This window comes from Hymenobacter monticola, assembly GCF_022811645.1.
Lineage (GTDB): Bacteria > Bacteroidota > Bacteroidia > Cytophagales > Hymenobacteraceae > Hymenobacter > Hymenobacter monticola.
This window is the reverse complement of the sequence record NZ_CP094534.1, coordinates 4,908,857-4,931,386: the sequence shown is the minus strand read 5'-3', so window position 1 is coordinate 4,931,386 and position 22,530 is coordinate 4,908,857. Positions and strand designations below refer to the sequence as shown.

The window sequence follows — 22,530 nt, the reverse complement described above, 5'->3', positions numbered from 1 at the left end:
GATTATTTTTTCGGCGGCTCCACCGGGGCCATGTCCTGCGTGGTAGCGCCGGCCGACCACGCCTTTTCCTCTAGGACTAATCCTTCGTTGTTAAGCACTTCCATCACAGCGCTGAGAATGTTGCTGTAGGCGCCGCAGCGGCAAACGTTGCCACTCATCAGCTCGCGCACTTCGGCTTCGGTTCGGGCCTTGCCTTCGTTGATGAGGCCCTGGGCCGAGCAAATCTGGCCGGGCGTGCAGTAGCCGCACTGGAAGGCGTCGTGGTCGATAAAAGCCTGCTGCAGCGGGCTCAGCTGGCCCTCGGTGCCTAGCCCTTCAATGGTTTGGATGCGCGAGTCTTCGTGCGTCACGGCCAGCGAGAGGCAGGAGTTGATGCGCTTGCCGTCGACCAGCACGGTGCAGGCGCCGCATTGGCCGTGGTCGCAGCCCTTTTTGGTGCCGGTCAGGTCGAGGTACTCGCGCAGGGCGTCGAGCAGGGTGGTCCAGGGCGCGATGTGCAGGGTGTGGGCCTGGCCGTTGATGTTCAGGCTGACGGGCTGGGTGGGGGCCAGGGCCACGGGGGCGCGGCCGAGCGGTACTTGGGTAACTTGGCTCATAGGGCGAATAGCTTAGAATTTGCGGGCGTTGCTATTTGCCTACGGTCATGCTACGTCAGTGTTTTGTCAGGTAACCCTGTTCCAAAATGATTGACAATGAATAAGCTCAGCTATAAATAGTGAAGTAATTGTTATACAAGTGATAAAGTCTGAATAATGGTTTCATAGAGGAAAATCAAAAACTTCTGGTAAGATGCTTTGCACAAATGCTACAGCGTAATATCGACAGAAATACAGCGCCTTGCCCTTTGGTGGTGGGAAGTGTTTACTCACCTCCGGGTTATCGCCTAGCGCTGGCCATTCAACGAGGAAATGGCAGGATTCGCGGGGTAACTCTTTGGATTTAGCCATAAGTCAAGCAGCCCGCGTGGTGAAAAGGTAATTTTGTATGGGAAAAGGAATACGCAAGGCTTTATGAATTTCCTTTTCGCCTCTAACGATGCTGAAAAATTTCCAACGCTACTTCCGCTTTTACCTAGCCACTTTCCTGTGCGCGGTGCTTTTGGTTGGCATTCGCTGGCAAGCCGCCCCCTTGGGCGAGATGCAGCAGACGGAGCAAAGCAAGCCAGCTAATAGTCAGAGCGCTAAATCAACGAACGCGGCTTCTGGCGAACTGGCCGCTGCTAATTCTTAGCACGAGCGGCTGGCTCGGCGTTGAGGCGGCAGCCCCGGGGCCGGCCCGTGTGGGGGAGGGAAGCCGGCGGCTTTTCTGCGGCGCAAGCGCTACCTTCCGGTCCCATGAAAATCCTTTTAGTTGAAGACGAGCCCTCCGTGGCGGCCTTCCTGCACCAGGGCCTGACGGAGCAGGACTACACCGTGGACCTGGCCTCCGATGGCCTGCTGGGCCTCAGCCGTGCCCAAACCACGCACTACGACTGCCTGATTCTCGACCAGATGCTGCCCGGCCTCAGCGGCCTGGAAGTGTGCCGGCAGGTGCGCGCCCACGACCCCGGCGTGCCCATCCTCATGCTCACGGCCTTGGGCGAGACGGACGACAAAATCCGCGGCCTCGACGCCGGCGCCGACGATTACCTCGTCAAACCCTTCGCCTTCGATGAATTGCTGGCCCGCATCCGCGCGCTGGTGCGCCGCCGCACCGAAGCGCCCGCGCCCAAAGCCCCCCTGCGCCTCGCCGACCTCACCCTCGACCCCGCCGCTAAGCGAGTGGAGCGCGCCGGCCAGCCCATTCAACTCACCGCCCGCGAGTTTGCGCTGCTCGAATACCTGTTGCGCAACCAGGGCCGGGTGGTGTCGCGGGCCGATTTGCTGGAGCACGTCTGGGATTTAAGCTTTGATACGGGCTCTAACGTGATTGACGTCTATATCAACTTCCTGCGCAAGAAAGTGGACAAGGGGTTTGAGCCCAAGCTGATACACACGCTGGTGGGCATGGGCTACGTGATGAAAACGGAGGCGTAAACACTTATTTGTCATTGCGAGGGCGCAGCCCGTGGCAATCCGTCCTCTCAGCGCGACCAGCCTTAGGAAGTGACAAAGCTTTTCATGATGCTCTTCAGCAAAGGGGTGAGTTGTAATGAATCAGGCTTGAAAACGCTATTCACGTCTTTGGGTCTAGTCGCGTTGGGAGGACGGATTGCCACGGGCTGCGCCCTCGCAATGACAGTTGATTCCCTTTCTACTGCCAATCGTCTATGACCATTCGCCTGCGCCTTGCCCTGCAATTCGGGACCATTCTGGCCGTGACGCTGCTGCTGTTTGCGCTGGCCATTTACTTCGCCACGCAGGAATCGCGGCGGGAGCTGTTCACTCAGAGCCTGTTCCGGCGCACCATGGTGGTGGGGCACGCCTACGTGGCCGGACAACACGGCCCCGACAATGCCGGCGAGGAGGCTTCCTACCGCAACTACCTGCGCCAGCTCTACCGCACGCTGCCCGCCGAGCAGGGCCGGGTGTACGACGCTCAGAACCGGCTGGTATTCCGGGAAGGGCAGGGGGACTCGCGGCCGGTGCCCATTGCCTGGCTGGCCGAAGTGCGCCGCACCGGCCAAGCCGTGTTGGAACCCGAAACCAACTACCACGAAACCGTGGGCCTGCTTTACCGCGACGCCCGGCTGGGGCCGCTGGTGGTGGTGGCCTCGTCGGTGGACGAGGACAGCCGCCAGCAGCTGCGCGAGCTGCGGCACCTGCTGGTGGGCGGCCTGCTGGCGGCGGTGGCCGTGATGGGCATTGGCAGCTGGGTGTTTGCCGGGCAGGCGCTGTGGCCCCTGCGCCGCATGGTGCGCGAGGTCGACGGCATCACGGCCACCGACCTTAGCCAGCGCCTGACCCGTACCGGCGAAACCACCGACGAAATTGGCCTGCTCACCCAGCGCTTCAACCGCCTGCTCGACCGTCTGGAAGCAGCCTTTGTGGGCCAGCGCACCTTCGTGCGCGATGCCTCGCACGAGCTGCGCACGCCGCTCACGGCCCTCATCGGCGAGCTGGAAGTGTCGTTGCTGCAGGCCGAGCGCTCACCCACCGAATACCGGCGCGTGCTGCAGAGCACCCTCGATTCGGCCCGCCAGCTCAACAGCCTCACCAACGGCCTGCTGCAAATTGCCCGCGCCTCCGACGACCCCTCGCAGGTGCCCATGACCGACGTGCGGCTCGACGAGCTGCTGTTGCACGCGCACGAGCAGCTGCTGCGGCGCCACGCCACCTGCCGCGTCGATTTGGATTTTGGCGAAACCGAATACTTCACGGTACGCGGCAACGAGGCGCTGCTGCTTTCGGCCGTGCTCAACGTGCTGGACAACGCCTGCAAGTTTTCGAAGGAAACCGGCGGCACCGTGACGGCCACCCTGGCCCGTACCCGCGAACACCTCACGCTGCTGGTAAGCGACGAAGGCCCTGGCCTCTCGGCCGCCGATTTGGAACAGGTGTTCGTGCCGTTTTTTCGGGCGGCGTCGGCGCGGTCGGTGCCGGGGCACGGCATCGGGCTGCCGCTCACGGCGCGCATCATGGCCCTGCACGGCGGCATGGTACGGGTGGAAAGCGAGCTGGGCCAGGGCACACAGGTGTGGTTGGAGTGGCCGGTGCCAAGTTAAAGACTGGCGTTCAGGAGCAACATGCCGCGCGCAACTGAGGCATGCCCTTCACTTCATTGCAACGATTTTGATTACTACCCACGCGCCATGCCGGACGTAGCCGTTGCATGACGACTTGTTTTTCGACTTCTTCGATTGAATAGGGGCTGGTTTTAATTCCCTTTTAATTCGCCTTTAATTCCGTCTTAATAGGGCTTGGGTAACCTTGTGCCTGTGTTTCCTGTCGGTTCCTTGGTGGGACTGCAAGGGCCACGAGTGTTTTAGCCATGACCCAGGTAGTCTCTTCCCCATCCCGCACCGGGACCCCCATTGCGGCCCCATCGCCCAGCCCGGCCGCGCCCACTCCCCCCAAGCCGTCGTTGTTCAGTACCATTGGGCAGGATGCACCGTCGGGGCTGGTGGTGTTTTTGGTGGCGCTGCCGCTGTGCCTGGGCATTTCGCTGGCCTCGGGGGCGCCGCTGCTGGCGGGCGTGATTGCGGGCATCGTGGGCGGGGTGCTGGTGAGCTTGCTTAGCGGCTCGGCGGTGAGCGTGAGCGGGCCGGCGGCGGGCCTCACGGTGGTGGTGCTGTCGGCTATTTCCACCTTGGGCTCGTGGCCGGCGGTGCTGGCCGCTACGGCCGTTGCGGGCGTCATTCAGATTGGATTGGGGCTGGCGCGGGCGGGCATCATCGCCCTGTATTTCCCGGCAGCGGTTATTCGCGGCATGCTGGCGGCCATCGGTATTATTTTGATTTTGAAGCAAATACCTCACTTTTTTGGGGCGGATTCCGACTATTATGAGGACATGAACTTTCTGCAGTTCAATGGCCTGAACACCTTCTCGGCCATTGGCGCGGCCATGAAGGGCCTGAGCCCCGGCTCGGTGCTGGTGGGCGTGGTGTCGCTGGTGATTTTGCTGTTGTGGAACACGGGCCCGATTAAGCGGCAGTCGTGGGCGCGGCTGGTGCCGGGCGCACTGATTGCCGTGCTGGCCTCGGTGGCCATCAACGAGTTGCTGAAACGCTTTGCGCCCGACCTGCAGGTGCGCGCCGAACACCTAGTGAAGCTGCCGGTGCTGACGTCGCTGGGCCAGCTGGCCAGCGAGATGACCTTCCCCGATTTCAGCGCCCTGCGCAATCCCGCCACCTACGGCGTGGCCTTCACCATTGCCGTGGTGGCCTCGCTCGAAACCCTGCTCAGCGTGGAAGCCGTGGATAACCTCGACCCGCAGAAGCGCCACACGCCCACCAACCGCGAACTGCTGGCCCAGGGCGCCGGCAACCTGGTGAGTGGGCTGCTCGGCGGCCTGCCGCTCACGGCCGTTATCGTGCGCTCGTCGGCCAACATTGCGGCCGGCGCCCAAACCAAGCTCTCGGCCTTTATTCACGGTTTGCTGCTGCTCACGAGCCTGTTGTTTCTGGGCGCGGTGCTGAACCTGATTCCGCTCTCGGCGCTGGCCGCCGTGCTGCTGCTGGTGGGCTACAAGCTGACGCCGCCGGCCCTCTACCGCAAGCAGTGGAAGCTGGGCCGCGAGCAGTTCGTGCCGTTTATCATCACCATTGTGGCGGTGCTGTTCACCGATTTGCTCAAGGGCGTGAGCATTGGGCTGGTGCTGGGCTTCTTCTTCATTCTGCGCGACAACGCCAAGGCCGGCTCCTACCTGCGCCGGGACGACTCCGACGACCGGTCCGAAACGCCCGATGCGCCGCTGCACCTGCGCCTGCCTGAGCACGTGTCTTTTCTCAATAAAGCCAGCATTGTGACCACCTTGGAACAGCTGCCCCATAATAGCCGCGTCATCCTCGACGGCTCGCGTTCCGATGTTATCGACCACGACGTGCTCGAAGCCATCGAGGCTTTCCGGCAGGCGGCCCCGGCGCGCGGCATTGCGCTGGAGCTGCGCGGCATCCGGCAGGTGGCGCTGGGCACGCACTAAGCAGGCTGGCAGAACGTGTACCCCGAAGCTCCTGCTTCGGCCCGCGTCAGGAATCGTTCAATGGTCCGAAGCAGAGCTTCGGGGTACACGTTCTTGCAGTCTCAATCAAAAATTCTCTCTCCCAGCTTAGGCGTCACCTTTGCCGTCCTCAACCCGTGACCGACAGCCGGCTTTGGCAACGGCGCGTATAACCTTGGCACCGCTTGCCGCGGACTGTCAACTTACCCTTTTTCATGCTTATGGCTGGAATCAGCACAATCCTCGAGAACAACAAGAAGTGGGTTTCGGACCGCAACGCGAAAGACCCCAACTTTTTCAAGAACCTGGCTAACGGCCAGCAGCCGAAGTACTTGTTCATCGGCTGCTCCGACTCGCGGGTGCCGGCGTCGGGCATCACGGGCACAGGCCCGGGCGAGATGTTCGTGCACCGCAACATTGCCAACCTGGTGGTGCACACCGACATGAACCTGCTGAGCGTGCTGCAATACGCCGTGGAAGTGCTGGGCGTGCAGGACATCATGGTGGTGGGCCACTACGGCTGCGGTGGCGTGGCCGCGGCGGCCAGCAACAAGCAGTACGGCCTGATTGACAACTGGCTGGTGAACATCCGTGACGTGATTCGGGCGCACGAAACCGAGTACCTGCGCATCAAGGACGACAAGCAGCGCGCCCGCCGCCTCGTGGAGCTCAACGTGATTGAGCAGGTGCGCAACTTGGCCAAAACCAACATCATCCAGAACGCCATGCGCGGCGACAACCCGCCCCGCCTGCACGGCCTCGTGTACGACATCGCCGACGGCGTACTGAAAGACCTCGAAATCAGCAGCGAAAAGGTGATGCACGAAATCGAATCCATTTACGCCACCGAGGCCGTCGCCCCCGAGCCGACCCAGAAAGACGACAAACAGGCCAATACCTACGAGGGCCCCAACGAGGACCCGGCCGAGGAAGTACCGGGCTTCGAAACGAAGGCGAAGAAGTAAGAAACTATTTAAGTTGATTTAAAAACGGTCAGGCGTTTCCCAACCCACCGCTCACAAAAAAGCCTGCCGCAATGCGCGGCAGGCTTTTTTTTATGACCCGAAACGGCCAAAGCAGCAACGGCTACTTAGCCGCTTGGATTTCGGCAATGGCTTTGTCGGTTTGCTCCTTGGCCAGGGCGGCGTTGGGGCCTTTGGCCTGCTTGTCGGCAATGGCTTTCAGTTGCTCGATGACGGGTTTATCGGCCCCGTACATCTTGTACTTCACGCCCATCGTCTTAAGGCGGGTCACGCCTTCGGTGATGGCCGTGGCATCATTAAGGCGTCCGGCCATCGTGCCAATAGATTCCATCATGCCGAACTGGCTATTGGGGCGGGCCGCGTCGAACTTGTCGCGCACGTAAGCCCACTCGGCCGCGCCGCCACCTTGAGCATAGGCCTGCGTCACGGCCTGGGCGAGGGCGGCGTTGTCGTCTTTTTCCAGGGTTTTGGCGCGGGCCAGGGCCTGGGCGGGCTGCACGGCGGCCAGGCCCCGCAACGCGGCGGCCTGCACGCTGTAAGACTGGCTGTTGAAGTTCTGGTTGAACAGCTTCTCGTCCTTCTTGTCCTTCAACTGAGCCAGTGAGGTGAGCGTCTGGGCCAGCACCATCGTGTTTTTCTCGGTGGCGGCCAACTTACGCAGGGCAGGCGCGGCGGCCTTGGCCACCGCTTTGTCGTCCATTTTCAACGACTGCGCCGCCGCGCCGCGAATGGCGTAGAACTTGTCGTTCAGGGCGGCCAGCAGCACGGCGCGCGAGGCGGCGTTGGTGGCCTGGTCCTTGGCAGCGGCGGCCACGGCCTCGCGGCGGTCCACATACAGCGGGGCGTGGCTGTACTGGTAGGCCAGCTCGGCGGCCGATTTGTTGTCGGTTTTGTTCCAGAGCAGCTTCTTGCTGGCGTCCACGTTCACCAGCTCGGGCTTGGCGGCCAGGGGCATGCTGAAGGTCTGGGTGGCTTGGGTCATGGTCACGGGCTGGTGCATCACCTTGCCGCCCACGTAGTAATCAATGGTGAAGGGCAGGCGGAAGGGCGTGCCCGGCTGGGTCTGCTTCACGGTCACGGACTGCACCTTCTTGGCTGCGTCCCAGGCGTAGTCGATGGTCACGACGGGGTGGCCGGGCGAGTAGTACCACTGGTTGTAGAACCAGTTCAAATCCTGGCCCGAAACGGCCTCGAACGCCAGGCGCATCTGGTGCGCCTCACCGTTGCCGAACTTATTGTCCTGGAGGTATTTCTGCAGGCCGGCGAAGAACACGTCGTCGCCCAGGTAGGTGCGCAGCATGTCGACGATGGCGCCGCCTTTCTGGTAGCTCACCAAGTCGAATACTTCTTCCTGTTGGTCGTAGTGGAAGCGCACCAGCGTTTTGGCCGCGTCGCGCGGCGAGCTCAGGTAGCGGCGCAGGTAGGTGTAGTAGTGGGCATCGGCGGCGTCGCGGCCGTACTTGTGCTCGGCGTAAAGGCCTTCCGAGAAGTCGGCCATCGACTCGTTCACGGTGATGTTGCTCCAGCTTTCGGCCGTTACGTAGTCGCCAAACCACTGGTGAAACAGTTCGTGCGCAATCACCGATTCGCTGCTGTACGGGCGGTCCAGCAGCTCGCGGTCGGTCATTTGCACCTGCTCGCCGTGCAGGGTGGCGGTGGTGTTTTCCATGGCGCCGCTCACGTAGTCGCGGGCCACAATCTGGGCGTATTTATTCCACGGGTACTCCACCCCGAGGCGGTTGGAGTAGAACTCCAGCATGTCGGTGGTGTTGCCGAAAATCTGCTTGGCGAAGGGCGCGTACTTGGGCTCTAGGTAGTAGCTCACTTCCTTGCCGCGCCAAGTGTCGGTGGTTTTTTTGAAGTCGCCCACGGCCATCATAAAGAGGTAGGGCGCGTGGGGCAGGTCCATTTTCCACACGTCGGTGCGCAGGCCGGGGCCGGCGGGCGTGCTGCTCACCAGCTTGCCGTTGCTCAGCGTCACGTACTTGGCGGGCACGGTCATCGAGATTTCCTCGGTGGTTTTCTGGTTGGGCCGGTCGATGGTGGGGAACCAGGCCGAGGAGCCTTCCGTCTCGCCCTGCGTCCAAATTTGCACTGGCTTACCCGCGGTAGTGCTATCGGGGTTAATGAAATACAGACCTTTAGCGTCGGTGATGGCGGCCGAGCCCTGCACCTTCAGTTCGTCGGGCTTGGAGGTGTAGTCGATGTAAATGGTGTACTCCTCGCCCGGCTTGAACATGCGGCCCAGGTTGATGCGCAGGTTCATACCGTCGGCGTAGTCGTACTTGAGCGGGGTTTGCTGGCCGCCGTTCATCAGGGCCACCGTTTTGATGTCCATGCCTTTGGCATCGAGGCGCAGCGAGTCGGTGGGGTAGGCGTGGGGCTTGAGCGTGACCCACTCCTTGCCGTAGAGGTAGCGCTTTTTGTAGTCGAAGCGTACGTCGAGCTTGGTGTGTACCAGGTCGTTAATCTTGGTGGCGGAGGCGCGGTAGGGCGATTCCGGCTTGGCGCCGGGCGCCTGGGCGTAGGCGGCGCTGCTGGCTACGAGGCCGAGCAGGCCCAGCAGGTGAAGATGCTTCATTAAAACTTCGGTGAGTGAAATGGTGAGTTCGCGCGAAGGACCGAACCGGAACGCCGGGGTTGCTTGCGGGGCTACGAAAGTAGCGTGGACTCTGCGAGTCCGCGCCCGCCAGAACCTCGAACAGCAGACGAGCGGCGCGGTGCGCGGACTCGCAGAGTCCACGCTACAGTAAGTTTGCACCCTCATCAAGGCCTCAATGCATGCGACTGACGCGCTACGCTACACCGCTTTTCTGTTCTTTCATCGCCTATAACTCGCTGGCCCAGACGCCCGCCGACAGCGCCCGCAGCCTGCGCGAAGTCACCGTTTTTGCCTCGCGCCTCACCCAGCCCAGCAACCAGACTGGGCACGCCGTCACGGTCATTTCCGGTGCCAGCGTGGCGCGCTACCCCGTCAATTCCATCGATGACTTGCTGCGCTGCCTGCCGGCGCTGGAAATTCAGAGCCGCGGCAGCTTCGGCGCGCAGGCCGATGTAAGCATGCGCGGCAGCACCTTCAACCAGGTGCTTTTCCTGCTTGACGGTATGCGACTCAACGACCCGCTGACCGGCCACTTCGGCGCCTACATGCCCATCACGCCGGCCGAGATTGAGCAAATTGAAATCATCCGCGGCGCTGGCGCGGCCCTCTATGGCCCCGACGCCGTGGGCGGCGTCATCAACATCGTCACCAAAACCTTCGCCGCCACCGAGCGGCGCCACGAGGCCGAGCTGACCAGCACCACCATGCGTGGCGAGTACAACCTGTGGCACACCAACACCGGCGGCTTCCTGGCGTCCGGCAAGCTGCGCCTGGGCGGCGGCATCCTGCTGAACAAGACCGACGGCCAGCTGCGCGATTACCCCGGCACCCAGCGCAGCGACGTCGACCTGAAAACCTACTCGCTTTCGGCCGCTTATGAGCTGACGCCCAAGCTCAGCGCCGCTGCCCGCGCCAGCCTTGACCGGCGCGACTACAGCGCCCAGTATTTCTACACCACGGCCATCGGCGACCTCTCGCGCGAAACCACCAATAAGGACTGGTACCAGGGCCAGCTGCGCTACCAGCACAACGAGCGGGCTCGCACCGAGGCTCAGGTGTCGACCAGCCGCAGCACCGATTACTACCTCTATACGCCCACCTCGGTGGCCAGCGACCACCTCACGCGCTATACCAACGTGCTGCTCAGCCACCAGCAGCAATTCACGGACAAGCTGCGGGCCACACTGGGCGGCCAGGCCGACCACCGCTCGGTGGTCAGCAACGACCGCGGCAACCACGACCAGTGGCACTACGCGGCCTTCGGCGTGGTGGCCCTCACGCCCACGGCGGGCCTAGCCCTCACCGGCGGCCTGCGCCTCGACCACGACCAGGCCTACGGCACCGAAGTGGTGCCCCAGCTCAACGTGAGCCAGCAGATAGGGGAGGAGCTGACCGTGCGCGGCGCCATCGGCCGGGCCATTCGCGCGCCCGATTTCACCGAGCGCTATAACGCCAACGGCCGGGCTGGCACCGTGCCCAGCGGCTTCAACGTGGGCAACGCCGGCTTGCAGGCCGAGCGCACGATGAACTACGAGGCGGGCGCCGATTACCGCTCGCTGCCCGGTTTCACGGTGAAAGCCACCGGCTTTTTGCGCAAGGGCAACAACCAGATTGACTACGTGCCCACGCCCGGCGCCCGCGTCATCGAGGCCAGCGGCCTCACCAACCTCAACCCCGCCGCCACCTACCGCTACGCCCAAAACCTGTTCGACGTGACTACCCGCGGCCTGGAAACGGAGCTGGTGTACCAGCGCCAATTCTCACCTACCACCCGCTTTGACGGCAGCGTGGGCTATATGCTGGTGAAGGTGAGCAATGCCGACAACATCGCCTCGCAGTACCTCGCCAACATTGCCCGCCAGGTAGTGTCAGGCACAGTCAGCCTAACCTCAAAGCGTGTGAACGGCAGCCTCAGCGGCCTCTGGAAGCAGCGCGACGCCAGCACTGCCGCAGCCATCAACCGCACAAATAACGCCGAGTACACGGTGTTCAACGCCCGGCTCGAAGTGGCCTTGCTGCCTCAGCGGCTGTGGCTCACGGGCCAGGTGCAGAACCTGTTCAACGAGAAGTATTCCGACCTGCTGGGCGCTCAGATGCCCACCCGCTGGCTGATGGGCGGGCTGCGACTGGCGCTGCGGAAATAACCCGTTTTTCATAGCAAGGCCCCTCGGTTTGAACAAATCGAAGGGCCTTGCTGTATCTTTGCCGTATCAATTCTTTCTCCCCAAAGGATTGTTTTTATACAGAGACGCTGAGAGACAGGCTCTACGACGCGTCGGCAACCATCTGGGATATTCCTGAAACGGTGCCAATTCCTGACCATATAAAAACAAGTTGCCGTGGAAGCCTCCAACAACCAACCCGCAATTTTTACAGCTTTTAATGCCCGTCTGGCGCTGATGCACCGGGCTGGCATGGCGTGTTGTTGCTGTTGTTGCCTGGCTTAACCCGGTGCCTCTTTTTCATCGCGGGTAGCTAAACCGAAACCGGAGCATATTGGCTTCGCCGGGCCGCCATGTGCGGCTGCGGTGTTGCGCATATCCGTCGAGGTTTCTCATCCTTGTTCGGCCGTGGCCTGGCGCAAGGCGCTGGGCGGCCAAATCCTCCTCTCATTTCGGGCTTTGCCAGTTCACCACCTGCGTTGAGCAGCGTGCCCGCTTGCCTGTATTTCAACTACTTTATTTCCAAGTATGTCTGCTGTTCAAAAGCCCATTGGCATCTACTTCGAGCACCCCGAATGGTTCAAGCCGCTCTTTGCCGAGCTGGACCGCCGCGGACTGCCCTACGAGAAGATTGACGCCGCCCACCACCTCTTCAACCCTTCGGAAAAAGAAAGCCGCTACAGCCTGGTGGTGAACCGCATGAGCTCCTCGGCCTACCTGCGCGGGCACGGACAGGGCATCTTCCACACGGCCGGTTACGCCACGCATTTGGAGCGCATCGGCACGCGCATCATCAACGGCTCGGTGGCCACCAGCATCGAAACCAACAAGGCCCGGCAGCTCTCGCTGTTTGAGTCGCTGGGGCTGAAGTACCCGGCCTCGCGCGTCATCAACCACGCCTCGCGCGCCGTGGACGCGGCCCGCGAGCTGCGCTTCCCCATCGTGGTGAAGGTGAACATCGGCGGCAGCGGCGCGGGCATCATCCGCTTCGACACCATTGAGGGCCTGCAAGCGGCCGTGGACGCCAACCAGATAGACCTCGGCATTGACCAGACTGCCCTGGTGCAGGAGTACGTGACGCCCCGCGGCGGCAACATCCACCGCGTGGAAACGCTGGACGGCAAGTTCCTCTACGCCATGAAGGTGTACACCACCGGCGAGAGCTTCAACCTGTGCCCGGCCGAAATCTGCCAGATTCCGGAGGAACAGTCGGCCGAGTTTTGCCTCACGGAGGCGCCGAAAAAAGGGATTCAGGTGGAAGCCTTCACGCCGCCGGCTGAGGTAATTGCCGCCGTGGAGCGCATCGTGGCCGCCGCCAAAATCGACGTGGGCGGCATCGAATACCTCATCGACGACCGCACCGGCGACGTGCTGTTCTACGACATCAACGCTCTTTCCAACTTCGTGGCCGATGCCGTGAACGTGGTGGGTTTTGACCCCTACGCCCGCTTCGTAGACTACCTCGAAACGCAGCTGCCGGCTGCGGTGCCGGCGGCCGTGCAAGTCGAGTTGGCAACGGCTTAAGCCGCTTATCAAGAAATAGGTTAACCGTCAACACGGCGTGCAGCGAGGCATCCTCGCCGCTTCGTTGCAGCGAAGAATACTCACCGGGAGAGGGTGTTTCGCTGTGCGCTGCAATGACGGTTGGCAATAAGAAAACTGCCATGAAATTTGGATATTGGATGCCCATTTTTGGGGGCTGGCTGCGCAACGTCGAGGACGAGCAGATGCCCACCGACTGGAGCTACGTGAAGCAGCTGGCGCAGCGCAGCGAGGGTTGGGGCTACGACCTCACGCTCATCGCCGAACTGTATTTGAACGACATCAAGGGCACCGAGGCACCGTCGCTGGAAGCCTGGAGCACGGCCGCCGCGCTGGCTGCTGTGACCGAGCAGCTGGAAATCATGGTGGCCGTGCGCCCCACCTTCCACAACCCCGCGCTGCTGGCCAAGCAGGCCGCCAACATTGATTTAATTGCGCCCGGCCGCTTGTCGCTGAACGTGGTGTCGAGCTGGTGGCGCGACGAGGCCACGAAGTACGGCCTGCACTTCGAGCAGCACGACGACCGGTACGCCCGCACCCGCGAGTGGCTCGACGTGGTGAAGAACGTGTGGACGCAGGACCATTTCAGCTACGAGGGCAAGTACTACCAAGTGGCCGACAACATCCTGCAGCCCAAGCCTGTCAAGGCGCCGTTCCTCTACGCCGGCGGCGAATCGGAAGCGGCCAAGGACCTCATCTCAACCCAGTGCGACGGCTACGTAATGCACGGCGACTCGCCCGAACTCATAGGCGCCCGCATTGCCGATATGCGCCGCCGCCGCGAGCAGAAAGGCCTGCCGCCGATGAAATTTGGGGTGGCCGGCTACTCCATTGTGCGCAACACCGAGCTCGAGGTAAAAAAAGAGTTGGACCGCATCACCAACGTGCAGGCCTCGGCCTCGGGCTACGGCAACTACCAGCAGTGGCTGGCCGGCACGCAGCTGGAGCAGCAAGTGTCGCTGCAGGACTACTCGGTGTCGAACCGCGGCCTGCGCACGGGCCTGACGGGTACGCCCGCCCAGCTGCAGGACCGGATTGGGGAGTTCGAGAAAGTGGGCGTAGACTTTTTCCTATTGCAGGCCAGTCCGCAGCTGGAGGAGATGGAGCGGTTTTCGGAGTCGGTTATTCAGGTGCTGGCGTGAGTAACGCCTTTCGTCTGTCATGCTGAGCGCAGCGAAGCAGCTTATCACGTTCGCACAAATCGTCGCGTCGTGGTAAGGTGCTTCGCTGCGCTCAGCATGACAGTTCATTAATACGCGTGCCGACCGGCGCGCTCAATAACTACATGCTTAAAAAATCACTAGAGCTGCTTCGGGCCGAAGCGGCCGAAACGGGCGGCAACACCCTCAAACGTAGCCTCAACGGCATCAGCCTCATTGCCATTGGCATTGGCGTTATTATAGGAGCAGGCTTGTTTTCGCTTACCGGAATTGCGGCGGCGAACAACGCGGGGCCAGCCGTTACCCTTTCTTTCGTGGTAGCGGCCGTGGGCTGCGCCTTCTCGGCGCTGTGCTACGCCGAGTTTGCCGCGCTGGTGCCCGTGTCGGGCTCGGCTTATACCTATTCCTATGCCACCATGGGCGAGTTGTTTGCCTGGATTATTGGCTGGGACTTGGTGCTGGAGTACTCGGTGGGCGCGGCAACGGTAGCCATCAGCTGGTCGCAATACCTCATCAAGTTTCTGGGGAAGTACGGGCTGCACATTCCGGCGCGGCTGGTGATGTCGCCGTTTGAGTCGGCCACGCTGGCCGACGGCAGCACCGTGAGCGGCTTCGTGAACGTGCCGGCCATGCTCATCGTGCTGGCCATTACGGCCATCGTGACGCGCGGCACCAAGGGCTCGGCCTGGTTCAATGCGCTGGTGGTAGCCCTGAAGGTGGCCGTGGTGCTGGTGTTCATCGCGCTGGGCTGGCAGTACATCGACCCGGCCAACTACCAGCCCTACATCCCGGCCAATACCGGCACCTTCGGCGAGTTCGGGCTGAGCGGTATCCTGCGCGGGGCGGGCGTCATCTTCTTTGTCTTCATCGGCTTCGACATCGTGGCCACCATGGCCCAGGAAACCAAGAACCCGCAGCGCAACATGCCGGTGGGCATTCTTGGCTCGCTGGCAGTGTGCACGGTGCTATTCGTGTTGTTTGGGCACGTGCTCACGGGCTTGGCCAATTACACCGAGTTCAAAGACAACGCGGCGCCGGTGGCCGTGGCCATTGAGAAAACGCCCTACGCCTGGCTGTCGTCGGCCGTGATTCTGGCCATTCTGGTGGGCTATACTTCCGTGATTCTGGTCGATTTGCTGGGGCAGTCGCGGGTGTTTTTCTCGATGTCGAAGGATGGGCTGCTGCCGCCGGTGTTCTCGCGCCTGCACCCGGTTTTCAACACGCCTGCGCAGTCGACGCTGCTGCTGGGCACGTTCATTGCGCTGTTTGCGGGCTTCGTGCCCATTTCGGTGGTGGGCGAAATGACGAGCATCGGCACGCTGCTGGCCTTCGTGATGGTGTGCCTGGGCGTGATGATTATGCGCCGCACCAACCCCGACGCGCCGCGTAGCTTCCGCACGCCCTGGGTGCCGGTGGTGCCCATTCTGGGCATCCTCGTGTGCCTCGTGATGATGGCTTCGCTGCCCTGGGAAACGTGGCTGCGCCTCATTGTGTGGCTGGCGCTGGGCATGGCCATCTACTATGGGTACGGCCGCAAGCACAGCAAGCTGCGGCTGGCGCAGAAGGCGGAATAAAACAGAACGAGTACCCCGAAGCTCCTGCTTCGGCGCGTCAGAACGTCATTCGTTCAACGTGCCGAAGCAGGAGCTTCGGGGTACTCGTTCTAATGCGTGGTCAGCCCGTTGGCATCCAGCTCGTCGCTGTCCCGCACGCGGCCCAGGCGGCCTTCCAAATCCACCACATCATCGCCGGCGCCAGCCGGGCCGCGCGGCGCGGCCTGCTTGTACACGTCCACGGCGCCGGCGGCCTCCAGCATCTGTCGGGCGCGAGTGGCATCGGCCTCAGTAGTCGCGACCACAGTCAGGACGGCGCTGTCGGCGTGGGTGGCGGCAGCGTGTGTGTGGGCATCGGCATCGGCGTTTTCGTTGCCAGCGAAGAGGTCGGTGAAGAAGCGGATAAAGCCCGTGCCCAGTGGCTCGGTGGGTGCTTCGGTGGCCTCGGTTGGCGCGGAGAGGTGCTCGGCGCGGAGGGTATCGGAGGTGGCGAGGTGCATGCTGGCTTGCGGGAAGCCGGCGGCGAGTAGCTGTGCGCTGGCTTGCTGAGCGGCGGAAACGTGGTTGAATAAGCCGACGACGGTGCGGGACATGGCGCTGTAGTTTGTGGGCGTGAAATGCCCGCCTAGCGGCGGGCAACAAAAAAAGGCGGCTGCACATGCAGCCGCCTTTTTGCTTACGATAGGGGAGCCTAGCGGTTGGTGGTGCCGGTGCCGCTGTTGTAGGCATCGTCCTCGGCCGAGCGGGTACCGGTTTGGTTGGTGCCCAGTTGCTCCACCTGCACGTCGGTGCTGCGCACGGTGTCGCGCACGGTTTCCTCGCGCTCGGTCACTTCTTTGCCGATGCTGACCTCGCCCACCACGCGGGCTTCTTTGGCCACCACGGCGCGCTCGGCCGATTCCGTCACGCTGATTTCACCTTCCTTGAAGGCTTCGAAATCAGCGGCGGTGGCGGGGCGGTTCACGTCGCGGCGCTGGATGTTCACGTGCTCTTCGCGCAGGCGCACGTGCTCTTCCACCGGCTTCTCAATGATGCGGCTGCGGATGCGGGCGCCGCCGGTTTGCTCCACGCGCTTGCCCACTTGCAGGTTTTCTTCGATGATGTTCAGCTTCTGGGCGCCCTCGGCGGTGCCGGTGGCCTGCGTGCCGGACGCAGCATAGCCCTGCGCGCTGCCCGTCATGCCGTAGGCGCCCCGGGTGTAGCCTTCGTGCACGTCGATGGCCCCGGCGTTGTCGAGGAGGTCGCGGGCGCGCTCGGCTTCATCGGCCGAGGCGGCGTGCACCGTCACGACCGAGCGGCCGCTGCGGGTGGCCGAGGTATAGGCGCGGGCGTCGTCGTTGTCGTCGCCGCCAAACAGGTTGCTGAAGAAGTTGCTGATGCCGTCTTCGGCGCGGCCGGCGGTGCGGGCCGTGGCGTCGGCCGCGCCTTCCACGGAGGTGCCGCTGCTGTTGGTGTAGTCCGAGGGGTCGTTGTTGCGGCCGCTGGTGCTGCTGCCGCCGCCAATCACGGTTTGGGCGTTGCGGGCATCCTGGGCGGCTACGTCGACGTTGCTTTGCACGAAGCCGGCGGACATGAGTTGTTGAACGGCTTGCTGCGCTTCTGAAGCGCTATTGAACAAGCCTACTACGGTTTGGGCCATGGTACTGGGGAAAGGAAAATGTGGAAAGGAAGGAAAGGAAATGTCGAAAGACGTTGGAATCAGGAAGCCGTTTCGGACGCCGGCGGGGGCGTCTCGATGCGCTCGTAGCTCACGTGCTCGCGGCGCAGCTCCACCTCCTGGGGATGGCTGAGGGTGAGGGTGCGCTTGCGCACGTGCAGCTCCTCCACCAATACAATGCGGGTGGTAACGACCACCTCCTCGCGCAGCACCGGAATTATCATCGTGTCGCCTTCGTGGCGCACCTCAGGCGGGGTGTCCACCACGCGGTTGATGGGCACCCGCTCCACCTGCACCTGCTCCTCCTGGGTGGGCACGTCCACGGTCTGGGTTTCGTGGTGCACGGTTTTGCGGATGACCACGCGGCCGGTTTCCACCACCTCTTTCTCGATGCGCGCCGACTCCTCAATCACCGGGATGACGGCGGCGGCGAGGGGCGTGGGAACGGGCGGCAGGGTGGGGTCGGTGGGCTGCATGGCCGGTGGTACGGCGCTCAAAAAGCGGGGTTCAGGCCAATGGTTGAGGTTTTTACGACAAGCGGGACCGTAGTCCGGCGGTGCCTTCCGGCCGACTACGGGCCACGGCCGGGCTTACCCGGGAAGGAGCTGCGTCCGGGTGGGTTGACCGCTACCTTACTACCGGCCCCACCGTTGGGCTCGGGTGTGGGCTTGTTTCACGGCGCGCCCGGCAGCCGCTAGCCGTTGGTATTTTTTTATAAAGAATTTTGGCATTCTCCTAACAAGCTGGCGGGCCGGTGCACGGCATGTCCGGATTCCTGCTACCTTACCGCCCAGCTTGGCAAAGTGCCCAGCCGCTTTCACCAACCCCCCTTCTACCGCATGGCCCAGCCCAAGTACGCCGCCCGGTTCGACAATTTCTTCGCCAACCTGCGCCTCAACCGCGACCAGTTCGCCGACATGGCCGCCTTCACCCTGCAAGCCCTGCGGCAGGAGACCAAAGGCAAGTACAGCGCCCTGGCCGACGCACTCGAAGTGGCCCTCACCGACTACCGCGCCGCCCATGCCGGCCAGCTTTCGGGCGAGGGGCAGGCCGCCACCGTCACGGTGGCCCAGGCCCTGGCCGACTTCAAAGCCTACGTGAAGAAGGTGGAGCGCAAGGTCATCATCCCCACCTACGACGCGGGTAGCCCCGACCTGAAAGCCCTTTTCCCGCAGGGCCGCGGCGCCCTCACCAAGAGCAGCCAGGCCCAGGTAGAAGACGCCTTCGCCGCCTTCCTCGACGCCCTCGACGCCCGCCCCACGGCCTTCACCTCGCCCGTGCGCACCGAAGGCCGCACGGTGCAAGCAGCCCTCACGGCCGCGCTGCAACGCGCCGACGGCCTGGCCAAAACCGCCGGCACCCAGCGCATCGACCTGCACGACGGCCGCCAGGCCACCTGCGTGGCCCTGTTTCGGGCCTACGCCACCCTGCTGGCCGAGCATGCCGAAAAGCCCGAGCGCGTGGCCGCATTCTTCGATTTGAGTAAGGCGCTGGTGTCAAAACCTGGTAAAACGGGTGGCTCCAGGGTCCCCAAGGCTGCCAAAGGCACCCCCGAAGCCTAAGTTTCTCAAAAGCAGGAAAGCCCTTGGTACGCGCGTACCAAGGGCTTTTATGTGCAGAAAGGGGGGTGGTACGTGCGTACCAAGGGCTTCGTCGAGTTGCGCAGGTGGCGGTACGCGCGTACCAAGGGCATTGCCGTGTGGAAGTGGCGGCAGTACGCGCGTACCGTGTGCCGGGACGGGTGGAAATGGGGACAATGCGCGCGTACTGAAGGTTTGGCAGCGTGAAAATGGACACGGTACGCGCGCCACCCATCCCTTCGCAAACGCACAAAGCAGGGCTGCATCACCGCCCTTAGGGGACGCGGTTCCATACGTCGCCAGCCCAATCCACCAGCCGAATCAGCCCATGCTGATGGTCGTAATACAGCGCAAACAGGCTAGTAGGCGCAGAAGGAGGGGCGCTCTGTCCGCGAGGAAAGACAGAAAATCTGGCAACTTCTGAATAAGATGTCCCACGGCTGGCAAGCTGCTCGAAAGGCCCGCTCAATTGGTCGTTTTTCGGATGATAATAGTCGGTTATGCATTTTTCTGTGCCCAAAAAAGCGAACCAGTTGGCCTGTGCCCGGAGCCGGCTCTGCCCCGAAACGGGTTGGTGGTTTGGGGTAACGGTGGGGTCGGTATAAAACTCAAACCGTCCACCTGAGTCAGAACTGGTAGCGTCCACATTTGTGAGCGCAAAAATGGCTTCATCGTAGTAGCTGACCAATTTATAGGAGTCGCTGAGTATGCCGCTGATGCGAATCTTATTCTTGATTTGTAGGTGCTGGGTAATTGATACGGTGTAGCGACGCTGGACGCCTCGTCCATTTTCAAACGTCCACACGGTACCAGGCACCTCACTAAACCACTGGCGGTCTGCGTCAATGAAATGATAATACGGAAGCCCATCAACGAATGACACGCCGTCAATCTCAACTGGCTCCGTTTTTTTACACGCGGCGCTGCCCAGAAGCAGCACACCCAGTAGCAGGAGCGACACGAAGCGGAGCATGGGCGGGGCGGATTAGTGAGTGAAAGCCGAATGTAAGAATCCGCTTGAGGACGACACAAACCAAAATACCGCGCTGTTAGACTTTGTGCTAAGACCTAAAAACGCCATTATTGACCATTGCGAACAATGGCAGGCTCTTTTTAAGGACATTAGCATTTGCCCCTGGCTCACGCTGAAACACACTGGTCGAAGCCTCGTGCCGTTCCATCTTTGTTCATCGAAACCTTGCTTGCGCCATAGGCTACCCTTCGCCCACCGCCCCCGCATGACGCCCACGCCACCCACCGAAAGCCGCTTGCTGCAATGGGCCGACCGCCTGCTCTACGCGGGGCTGGCGCTGGCGCTGCTCACCGCCGCCGTCCCTTATCTGAGCCTGCTCACCTTTTTTCTGGCGCCCTGCTGCTTCTGGCTGAGCTGGGTGGGCTACGTGGCCCAGGGCCAGCCAGCGTCAGCGCCGGCCACGCGCTGGCTGCGGGTGGGACTGGCGGCGGTGGCGGCGCACGGGGTGCTGTTTTGGATGAGTGGCACCGGCTACCTGGTGTCGGCGCTGGTGTGCGGCGCCGAGCTACTGCTGGCCCTGGGCTGGCAGGCAAGCCGGGGCCGCGGGCGCTGGCGGGTGGCCGCCACGGCCACGGTGGTACTGGCCGGTTGGGCGACCGTGGCTGGGCTGGGGCTGGTGCGCGGCAGCCTGTACGAGGCCGTGCGGAAAAACGACGTGCGCTGGGCGCAGGCCTTGCTCTGGAGCGGGGCCGACCCCAACCAGGTAGAAACCGAAAAAAGCCAGTTCATGGACGGGCAGCCCGTCCTCTACCACGCCCTTTTCCAGGAAAAGCCCAGCCCCGCGCTGGTGGGCCTGCTGCTGCGCCACGGCGCCCACCCCAACGCCCGTTGGGTGCGCGCCGACGGCAGCCTCATCGAGCCCGTGGGCTTTGCCCTGGCTCATTACCAGCGGCCCCGCCACCCGGGGGCCGTGCTGCGCCTGCTGCTGCAAGCCGGCCTCAACCCCTGCTTGCCCAACCAGCACGGCGAGAATCTGCGCACCGCGCTGGCCGAAAGCGGTGCCCTGGCCCCGGCCGATTCGGCGGCGCTGGCAGCGGCCGAACGGCGCGGGGGCTGCCGGTAGGGCACCGACTGGCCGCGATTCTACCGGCACTGCCCAATCCTTTTTCAGTCCTGACGGTTTACTGCTCGTTACCTGGGCGCGTCCACCGAGTAACGGCAGCATTTTGCAGGCCAGTCCGCTCCATTCGCCAACCTCAGCAGTTAGTTGACCGATTGTAGCTGTTTTTTGCTGTATGGATTCATTAAAGTACCCCGGCCTGCTCCCCTCGCACGAACACGAACGCCTGGAAGCCCTGCAGCCTTACCAGGTACTGGGCACGCCTGGCCAGGAGGTGTTCAACGACTTCGTGAGCATCGTGGCCCGGCTCTTCGACATCCCCATTGCCCTGGTGAGCCTCGTGCGGGCCGACGACGTGGTGTTCATCGGCAACGAGGGCCTGCCCGATGCGCAGGTGGTGAGCCGCGAAGACAGCATGTGCTCGGTGGCCATTCTCCACGAAGGCCTCACCGAATTCCGCGACCTCGTGGCCCAGCCCTGCGAGCTGGTCAACCCCTTCGTGGCCCAGCACCTCAACCTTGGTTTCTACGCCGCGCAGGCCCTGCGCTCCCCCGAAGGCTTGGGCGTGGGCAGCCTCTGCATCATCGACCGCCGCCCCCGCCAGCTCACCCCGGCCGAGGGCGCCCTGCTGAAAGACCTAGCGCTGGTGGCCCAGGAGTTGCTGCGCCTGCAGGCCGCCTTGGCCACGGGCTTCCAACTGCCCGAAGCCCTGCGCGCCCGCCTCGACGGCGTGGTGCAACAGTCGCTGAGCCGCCTCACCACCCTGGCCGAGCTGCACCAGTGGGACGCCGCCCCCGCTGCCGAAGACACCCAGCGCTACGACGCCTCGCGGCTGGACGAGGCCCGCTTCCTGGCCCAAACGCTGTACCGCGAGCTGCGGGCGGTGCAATCGTAGCAGAGGCGATACATGCAAAAGTGCGTCATTTGGAAAACCATTCCGATGCATCGATGACCGACCTCGCCGCCCGCTGGCACCGCCTCACCGCCTCGCTTGTGCCCGACGCCGCCCGGCGCGAAGCCGAAATCCAGCGGCTGAGCGCTGCTTACCAGGCCCCCACGCGCCACTACCACACCCTGCAGCACATCGAGAACCTACTGGACCGGGTGGAGACGGCCGACCTGCAAGACCCCGTGGTGGTGCAGCTGGCCGTGTGGTACCACGATGCCGTGTACAACGCCCTGAAATCCGACAACGAAGCCCGCAGCGCCGCCGAGGCACTCGCGTTTCTCCAGCATTCGGACCTGGAGCCCACGCGGCAACAGCGCGTGGCCTTGCTCATCGAGCGCACCGCCGACCACACCCAGCCCCAACCCCCCAACGACGCCGACCTGCTGTTTTTTCTCGATGCCGACCTGAGCATCCTCGGCGCCCCGGAGGCGGACTATTGGGCCTACGCCCGCCAGGTGCGGCAGGAATACCGCCTCGTGCCCGACCTGCTCTACCGCCCCGGCCGCCGCAAGGTGCTGGCCAACATGCTGGCCGCGCCGGTCCTCTTCCGCACCCCCGCCCTGCGCGCCGAGCTGGACGCCGCCGCCCGCCGCAACCTGCAGGCCGAGATTGACGCCTGGGACCGGGGCGGGCTGTAGCCATATTCATCCCAGCACTAAAACAAGAAAGCCT

Annotated in this window: 19 protein-coding genes and 1 riboswitch; of the genes, 13 read left to right on the top strand and 6 right to left on the bottom strand. The window is 63.0% G+C overall.

Annotated features, from left to right (window positions below; all coding sequences use genetic code 11):
* Positions 1 to 2: 2 nt before the first annotated feature.
* Entirely contained in the window at positions 3 to 596 is a 594-nt protein-coding gene (locus tag MTP16_RS20655) for a (2Fe-2S)-binding protein (RefSeq protein ID WP_243513303.1), read from the bottom strand.
* A gap of 439 nt (positions 597 to 1,035) precedes the next feature.
* On the opposite strand from MTP16_RS20655, the gene MTP16_RS20650 reads away from it, so the two are divergent.
* The 5 genes from MTP16_RS20650 (at position 1,036) to MTP16_RS20630 (ending at position 6,542) form a co-directional block, all read left to right on the top strand.
* Positions 1,036 to 1,230 carry a hypothetical protein gene (locus tag MTP16_RS20650; protein ID WP_243513302.1) on the top strand — a complete coding sequence of 65 codons (195 nt, stop codon included), beginning with the start codon at positions 1,036 to 1,038 and terminating at the stop codon, positions 1,228 to 1,230.
* 104 nt (positions 1,231 to 1,334) lie between these two features.
* Complete coding sequence (locus tag MTP16_RS20645) at positions 1,335 to 2,015, top strand: response regulator transcription factor (protein ID WP_243513300.1); 681 nt, start codon at positions 1,335 to 1,337, stop codon at positions 2,013 to 2,015.
* Between the two features lie 233 nt (positions 2,016 to 2,248).
* Positions 2,249 to 3,643: a sensor histidine kinase gene (locus MTP16_RS20640; protein ID WP_243513298.1), complete on the top strand. Its 1,395-nt coding sequence runs from the start codon at positions 2,249 to 2,251 to the stop codon at positions 3,641 to 3,643.
* 266 nt (positions 3,644 to 3,909) lie between these two features.
* On the top strand, positions 3,910 to 5,559 hold the full coding sequence (locus tag MTP16_RS20635; protein ID WP_243513296.1) for a SulP family inorganic anion transporter: 1,650 nt from the start codon (positions 3,910 to 3,912) through the stop codon (positions 5,557 to 5,559).
* 233 nt (positions 5,560 to 5,792) lie between these two features.
* The gene (locus tag MTP16_RS20630; RefSeq protein ID WP_317244077.1) at positions 5,793 to 6,542 is read left to right on the top strand and encodes a carbonic anhydrase; all 750 of its coding nucleotides are present in this window, start codon (positions 5,793 to 5,795) and stop codon (positions 6,540 to 6,542) included.
* Positions 6,543 to 6,663: 121 nt separating this feature from the next.
* Here the strand turns inward: MTP16_RS20630 and MTP16_RS20625 are convergent, their stop codons facing one another.
* On the bottom strand, positions 6,664 to 9,141 hold the full coding sequence (locus tag MTP16_RS20625; protein ID WP_243513292.1) for a M1 family metallopeptidase: 2,478 nt from the start codon (positions 9,139 to 9,141) through the stop codon (positions 6,664 to 6,666).
* A 200-nt stretch (positions 9,142 to 9,341) separates the two neighbouring features.
* Between MTP16_RS20625 and MTP16_RS20620 the strand changes: the two genes are divergently transcribed.
* The 4 genes from MTP16_RS20620 to MTP16_RS20605 all read left to right on the top strand — a co-directional run bounded on the left by MTP16_RS20620 (position 9,342) and on the right by MTP16_RS20605 (position 15,600).
* The gene (locus MTP16_RS20620) at positions 9,342 to 11,306 is read left to right on the top strand and encodes a TonB-dependent receptor plug domain-containing protein (RefSeq protein WP_243513291.1); all 1,965 of its coding nucleotides are present in this window, start codon (positions 9,342 to 9,344) and stop codon (positions 11,304 to 11,306) included.
* A gap of 91 nt (positions 11,307 to 11,397) precedes the next feature.
* Positions 11,398 to 11,492: riboswitch (SAM riboswitch) on the top strand.
* Positions 11,493 to 11,852: 360 nt separating this feature from the next.
* The gene (locus MTP16_RS20615; protein ID WP_243513290.1) at positions 11,853 to 12,848 is read left to right on the top strand and encodes an ATP-grasp domain-containing protein; all 996 of its coding nucleotides are present in this window, start codon (positions 11,853 to 11,855) and stop codon (positions 12,846 to 12,848) included.
* Positions 12,849 to 12,988: 140 nt separating this feature from the next.
* Positions 12,989 to 14,008: an LLM class flavin-dependent oxidoreductase gene (locus MTP16_RS20610; RefSeq protein WP_243513280.1), complete on the top strand. Its 1,020-nt coding sequence runs from the start codon at positions 12,989 to 12,991 to the stop codon at positions 14,006 to 14,008.
* Positions 14,009 to 14,151: 143 nt separating this feature from the next.
* The gene (locus MTP16_RS20605) at positions 14,152 to 15,600 is read left to right on the top strand and encodes an amino acid permease (RefSeq protein WP_243513279.1); all 1,449 of its coding nucleotides are present in this window, start codon (positions 14,152 to 14,154) and stop codon (positions 15,598 to 15,600) included.
* Between the two features lie 89 nt (positions 15,601 to 15,689).
* Here the strand turns inward: MTP16_RS20605 and MTP16_RS20600 are convergent, their stop codons facing one another.
* From MTP16_RS20600 to MTP16_RS20590, 3 genes are all read right to left on the bottom strand, one after another.
* The gene (locus MTP16_RS20600; protein ID WP_243513269.1) at positions 15,690 to 16,172 is read right to left on the bottom strand and encodes a hypothetical protein; all 483 of its coding nucleotides are present in this window, start codon (positions 16,170 to 16,172) and stop codon (positions 15,690 to 15,692) included.
* A gap of 98 nt (positions 16,173 to 16,270) precedes the next feature.
* Positions 16,271 to 17,218, bottom strand: a complete 948-nt coding sequence (locus MTP16_RS20595; protein WP_243513267.1) for a YsnF/AvaK domain-containing protein — start codon at positions 17,216 to 17,218, stop codon at positions 16,271 to 16,273.
* A gap of 59 nt (positions 17,219 to 17,277) precedes the next feature.
* A complete protein-coding gene (locus MTP16_RS20590) occupies positions 17,278 to 17,712 on the bottom strand; it encodes a YsnF/AvaK domain-containing protein (RefSeq protein WP_243513266.1) in 435 nt (144 codons plus the stop codon).
* A 363-nt stretch (positions 17,713 to 18,075) separates the two neighbouring features.
* Between MTP16_RS20590 and MTP16_RS20585 the strand changes: the two genes are divergently transcribed.
* Positions 18,076 to 18,798: a hypothetical protein gene (locus tag MTP16_RS20585; RefSeq protein ID WP_243513265.1), complete on the top strand. Its 723-nt coding sequence runs from the start codon at positions 18,076 to 18,078 to the stop codon at positions 18,796 to 18,798.
* 292 nt (positions 18,799 to 19,090) lie between these two features.
* On the opposite strand, the gene MTP16_RS20580 is transcribed toward MTP16_RS20585, so the two are convergent.
* Entirely contained in the window at positions 19,091 to 19,789 is a 699-nt protein-coding gene (locus tag MTP16_RS20580; RefSeq protein WP_243513264.1) for a hypothetical protein, read from the bottom strand.
* Positions 19,790 to 20,054: 265 nt separating this feature from the next.
* Here MTP16_RS20580 and MTP16_RS20575 point away from each other — a divergent pair, with 265 nt between their 5' ends.
* The 3 genes from MTP16_RS20575 (at position 20,055) to MTP16_RS20565 (ending at position 22,496) form a co-directional block, all read left to right on the top strand.
* Positions 20,055 to 20,912, top strand: coding sequence for a hypothetical protein (locus MTP16_RS20575; protein ID WP_243513263.1), 858 nt, complete (start codon positions 20,055 to 20,057; stop codon positions 20,910 to 20,912).
* Positions 20,913 to 21,084: 172 nt separating this feature from the next.
* Positions 21,085 to 21,804, top strand: a complete 720-nt coding sequence (locus tag MTP16_RS20570; RefSeq protein ID WP_243513262.1) for a hypothetical protein — start codon at positions 21,085 to 21,087, stop codon at positions 21,802 to 21,804.
* 53 nt (positions 21,805 to 21,857) lie between these two features.
* Complete coding sequence (locus MTP16_RS20565) at positions 21,858 to 22,496, top strand: HD domain-containing protein (protein WP_243513261.1); 639 nt, start codon at positions 21,858 to 21,860, stop codon at positions 22,494 to 22,496.
* The last annotated feature ends 34 nt before the right edge of the window (positions 22,497 to 22,530 follow it).

Bases quoted from the DNA above. Each gene is read 5' to 3' on its own strand.
- MTP16_RS20655 (WP_243513303.1), bottom strand. From the start codon at position 596: ATGAGCCAAGTTACCCAAGTACCGCTCGGCCGCGCCCCCGTGGCCCTG.
- MTP16_RS20650 (WP_243513302.1), top strand. From the start codon at position 1,036: ATGCTGAAAAATTTCCAACGCTACTTCCGCTTTTACCTAGCCACTTTC.
- MTP16_RS20645 (WP_243513300.1), top strand. From the start codon at position 1,335: ATGAAAATCCTTTTAGTTGAAGACGAGCCCTCCGTGGCGGCCTTCCTG.
- MTP16_RS20640 (WP_243513298.1), top strand. From the start codon at position 2,249: ATGACCATTCGCCTGCGCCTTGCCCTGCAATTCGGGACCATTCTGGCC.
- MTP16_RS20635 (WP_243513296.1), top strand. From the start codon at position 3,910: ATGACCCAGGTAGTCTCTTCCCCATCCCGCACCGGGACCCCCATTGCG.
- MTP16_RS20630 (WP_317244077.1), top strand. From the start codon at position 5,793: ATGCTTATGGCTGGAATCAGCACAATCCTCGAGAACAACAAGAAGTGG.
- MTP16_RS20625 (WP_243513292.1), bottom strand. From the start codon at position 9,141: ATGAAGCATCTTCACCTGCTGGGCCTGCTCGGCCTCGTAGCCAGCAGC.
- MTP16_RS20620 (WP_243513291.1), top strand. From the start codon at position 9,342: ATGCGACTGACGCGCTACGCTACACCGCTTTTCTGTTCTTTCATCGCC.
- MTP16_RS20615 (WP_243513290.1), top strand. From the start codon at position 11,853: ATGTCTGCTGTTCAAAAGCCCATTGGCATCTACTTCGAGCACCCCGAA.
- MTP16_RS20610 (WP_243513280.1), top strand. From the start codon at position 12,989: ATGAAATTTGGATATTGGATGCCCATTTTTGGGGGCTGGCTGCGCAAC.
- MTP16_RS20605 (WP_243513279.1), top strand. From the start codon at position 14,152: ATGCTTAAAAAATCACTAGAGCTGCTTCGGGCCGAAGCGGCCGAAACG.
- MTP16_RS20600 (WP_243513269.1), bottom strand. From the start codon at position 16,172: ATGTCCCGCACCGTCGTCGGCTTATTCAACCACGTTTCCGCCGCTCAG.
- MTP16_RS20595 (WP_243513267.1), bottom strand. From the start codon at position 17,218: ATGGCCCAAACCGTAGTAGGCTTGTTCAATAGCGCTTCAGAAGCGCAG.
- MTP16_RS20590 (WP_243513266.1), bottom strand. From the start codon at position 17,712: ATGCAGCCCACCGACCCCACCCTGCCGCCCGTTCCCACGCCCCTCGCC.
- MTP16_RS20585 (WP_243513265.1), top strand. From the start codon at position 18,076: ATGGCCCAGCCCAAGTACGCCGCCCGGTTCGACAATTTCTTCGCCAAC.
- MTP16_RS20580 (WP_243513264.1), bottom strand. From the start codon at position 19,789: ATGCTCCGCTTCGTGTCGCTCCTGCTACTGGGTGTGCTGCTTCTGGGC.
- MTP16_RS20575 (WP_243513263.1), top strand. From the start codon at position 20,055: ATGACGCCCACGCCACCCACCGAAAGCCGCTTGCTGCAATGGGCCGAC.
- MTP16_RS20570 (WP_243513262.1), top strand. From the start codon at position 21,085: ATGGATTCATTAAAGTACCCCGGCCTGCTCCCCTCGCACGAACACGAA.
- MTP16_RS20565 (WP_243513261.1), top strand. From the start codon at position 21,858: ATGACCGACCTCGCCGCCCGCTGGCACCGCCTCACCGCCTCGCTTGTG.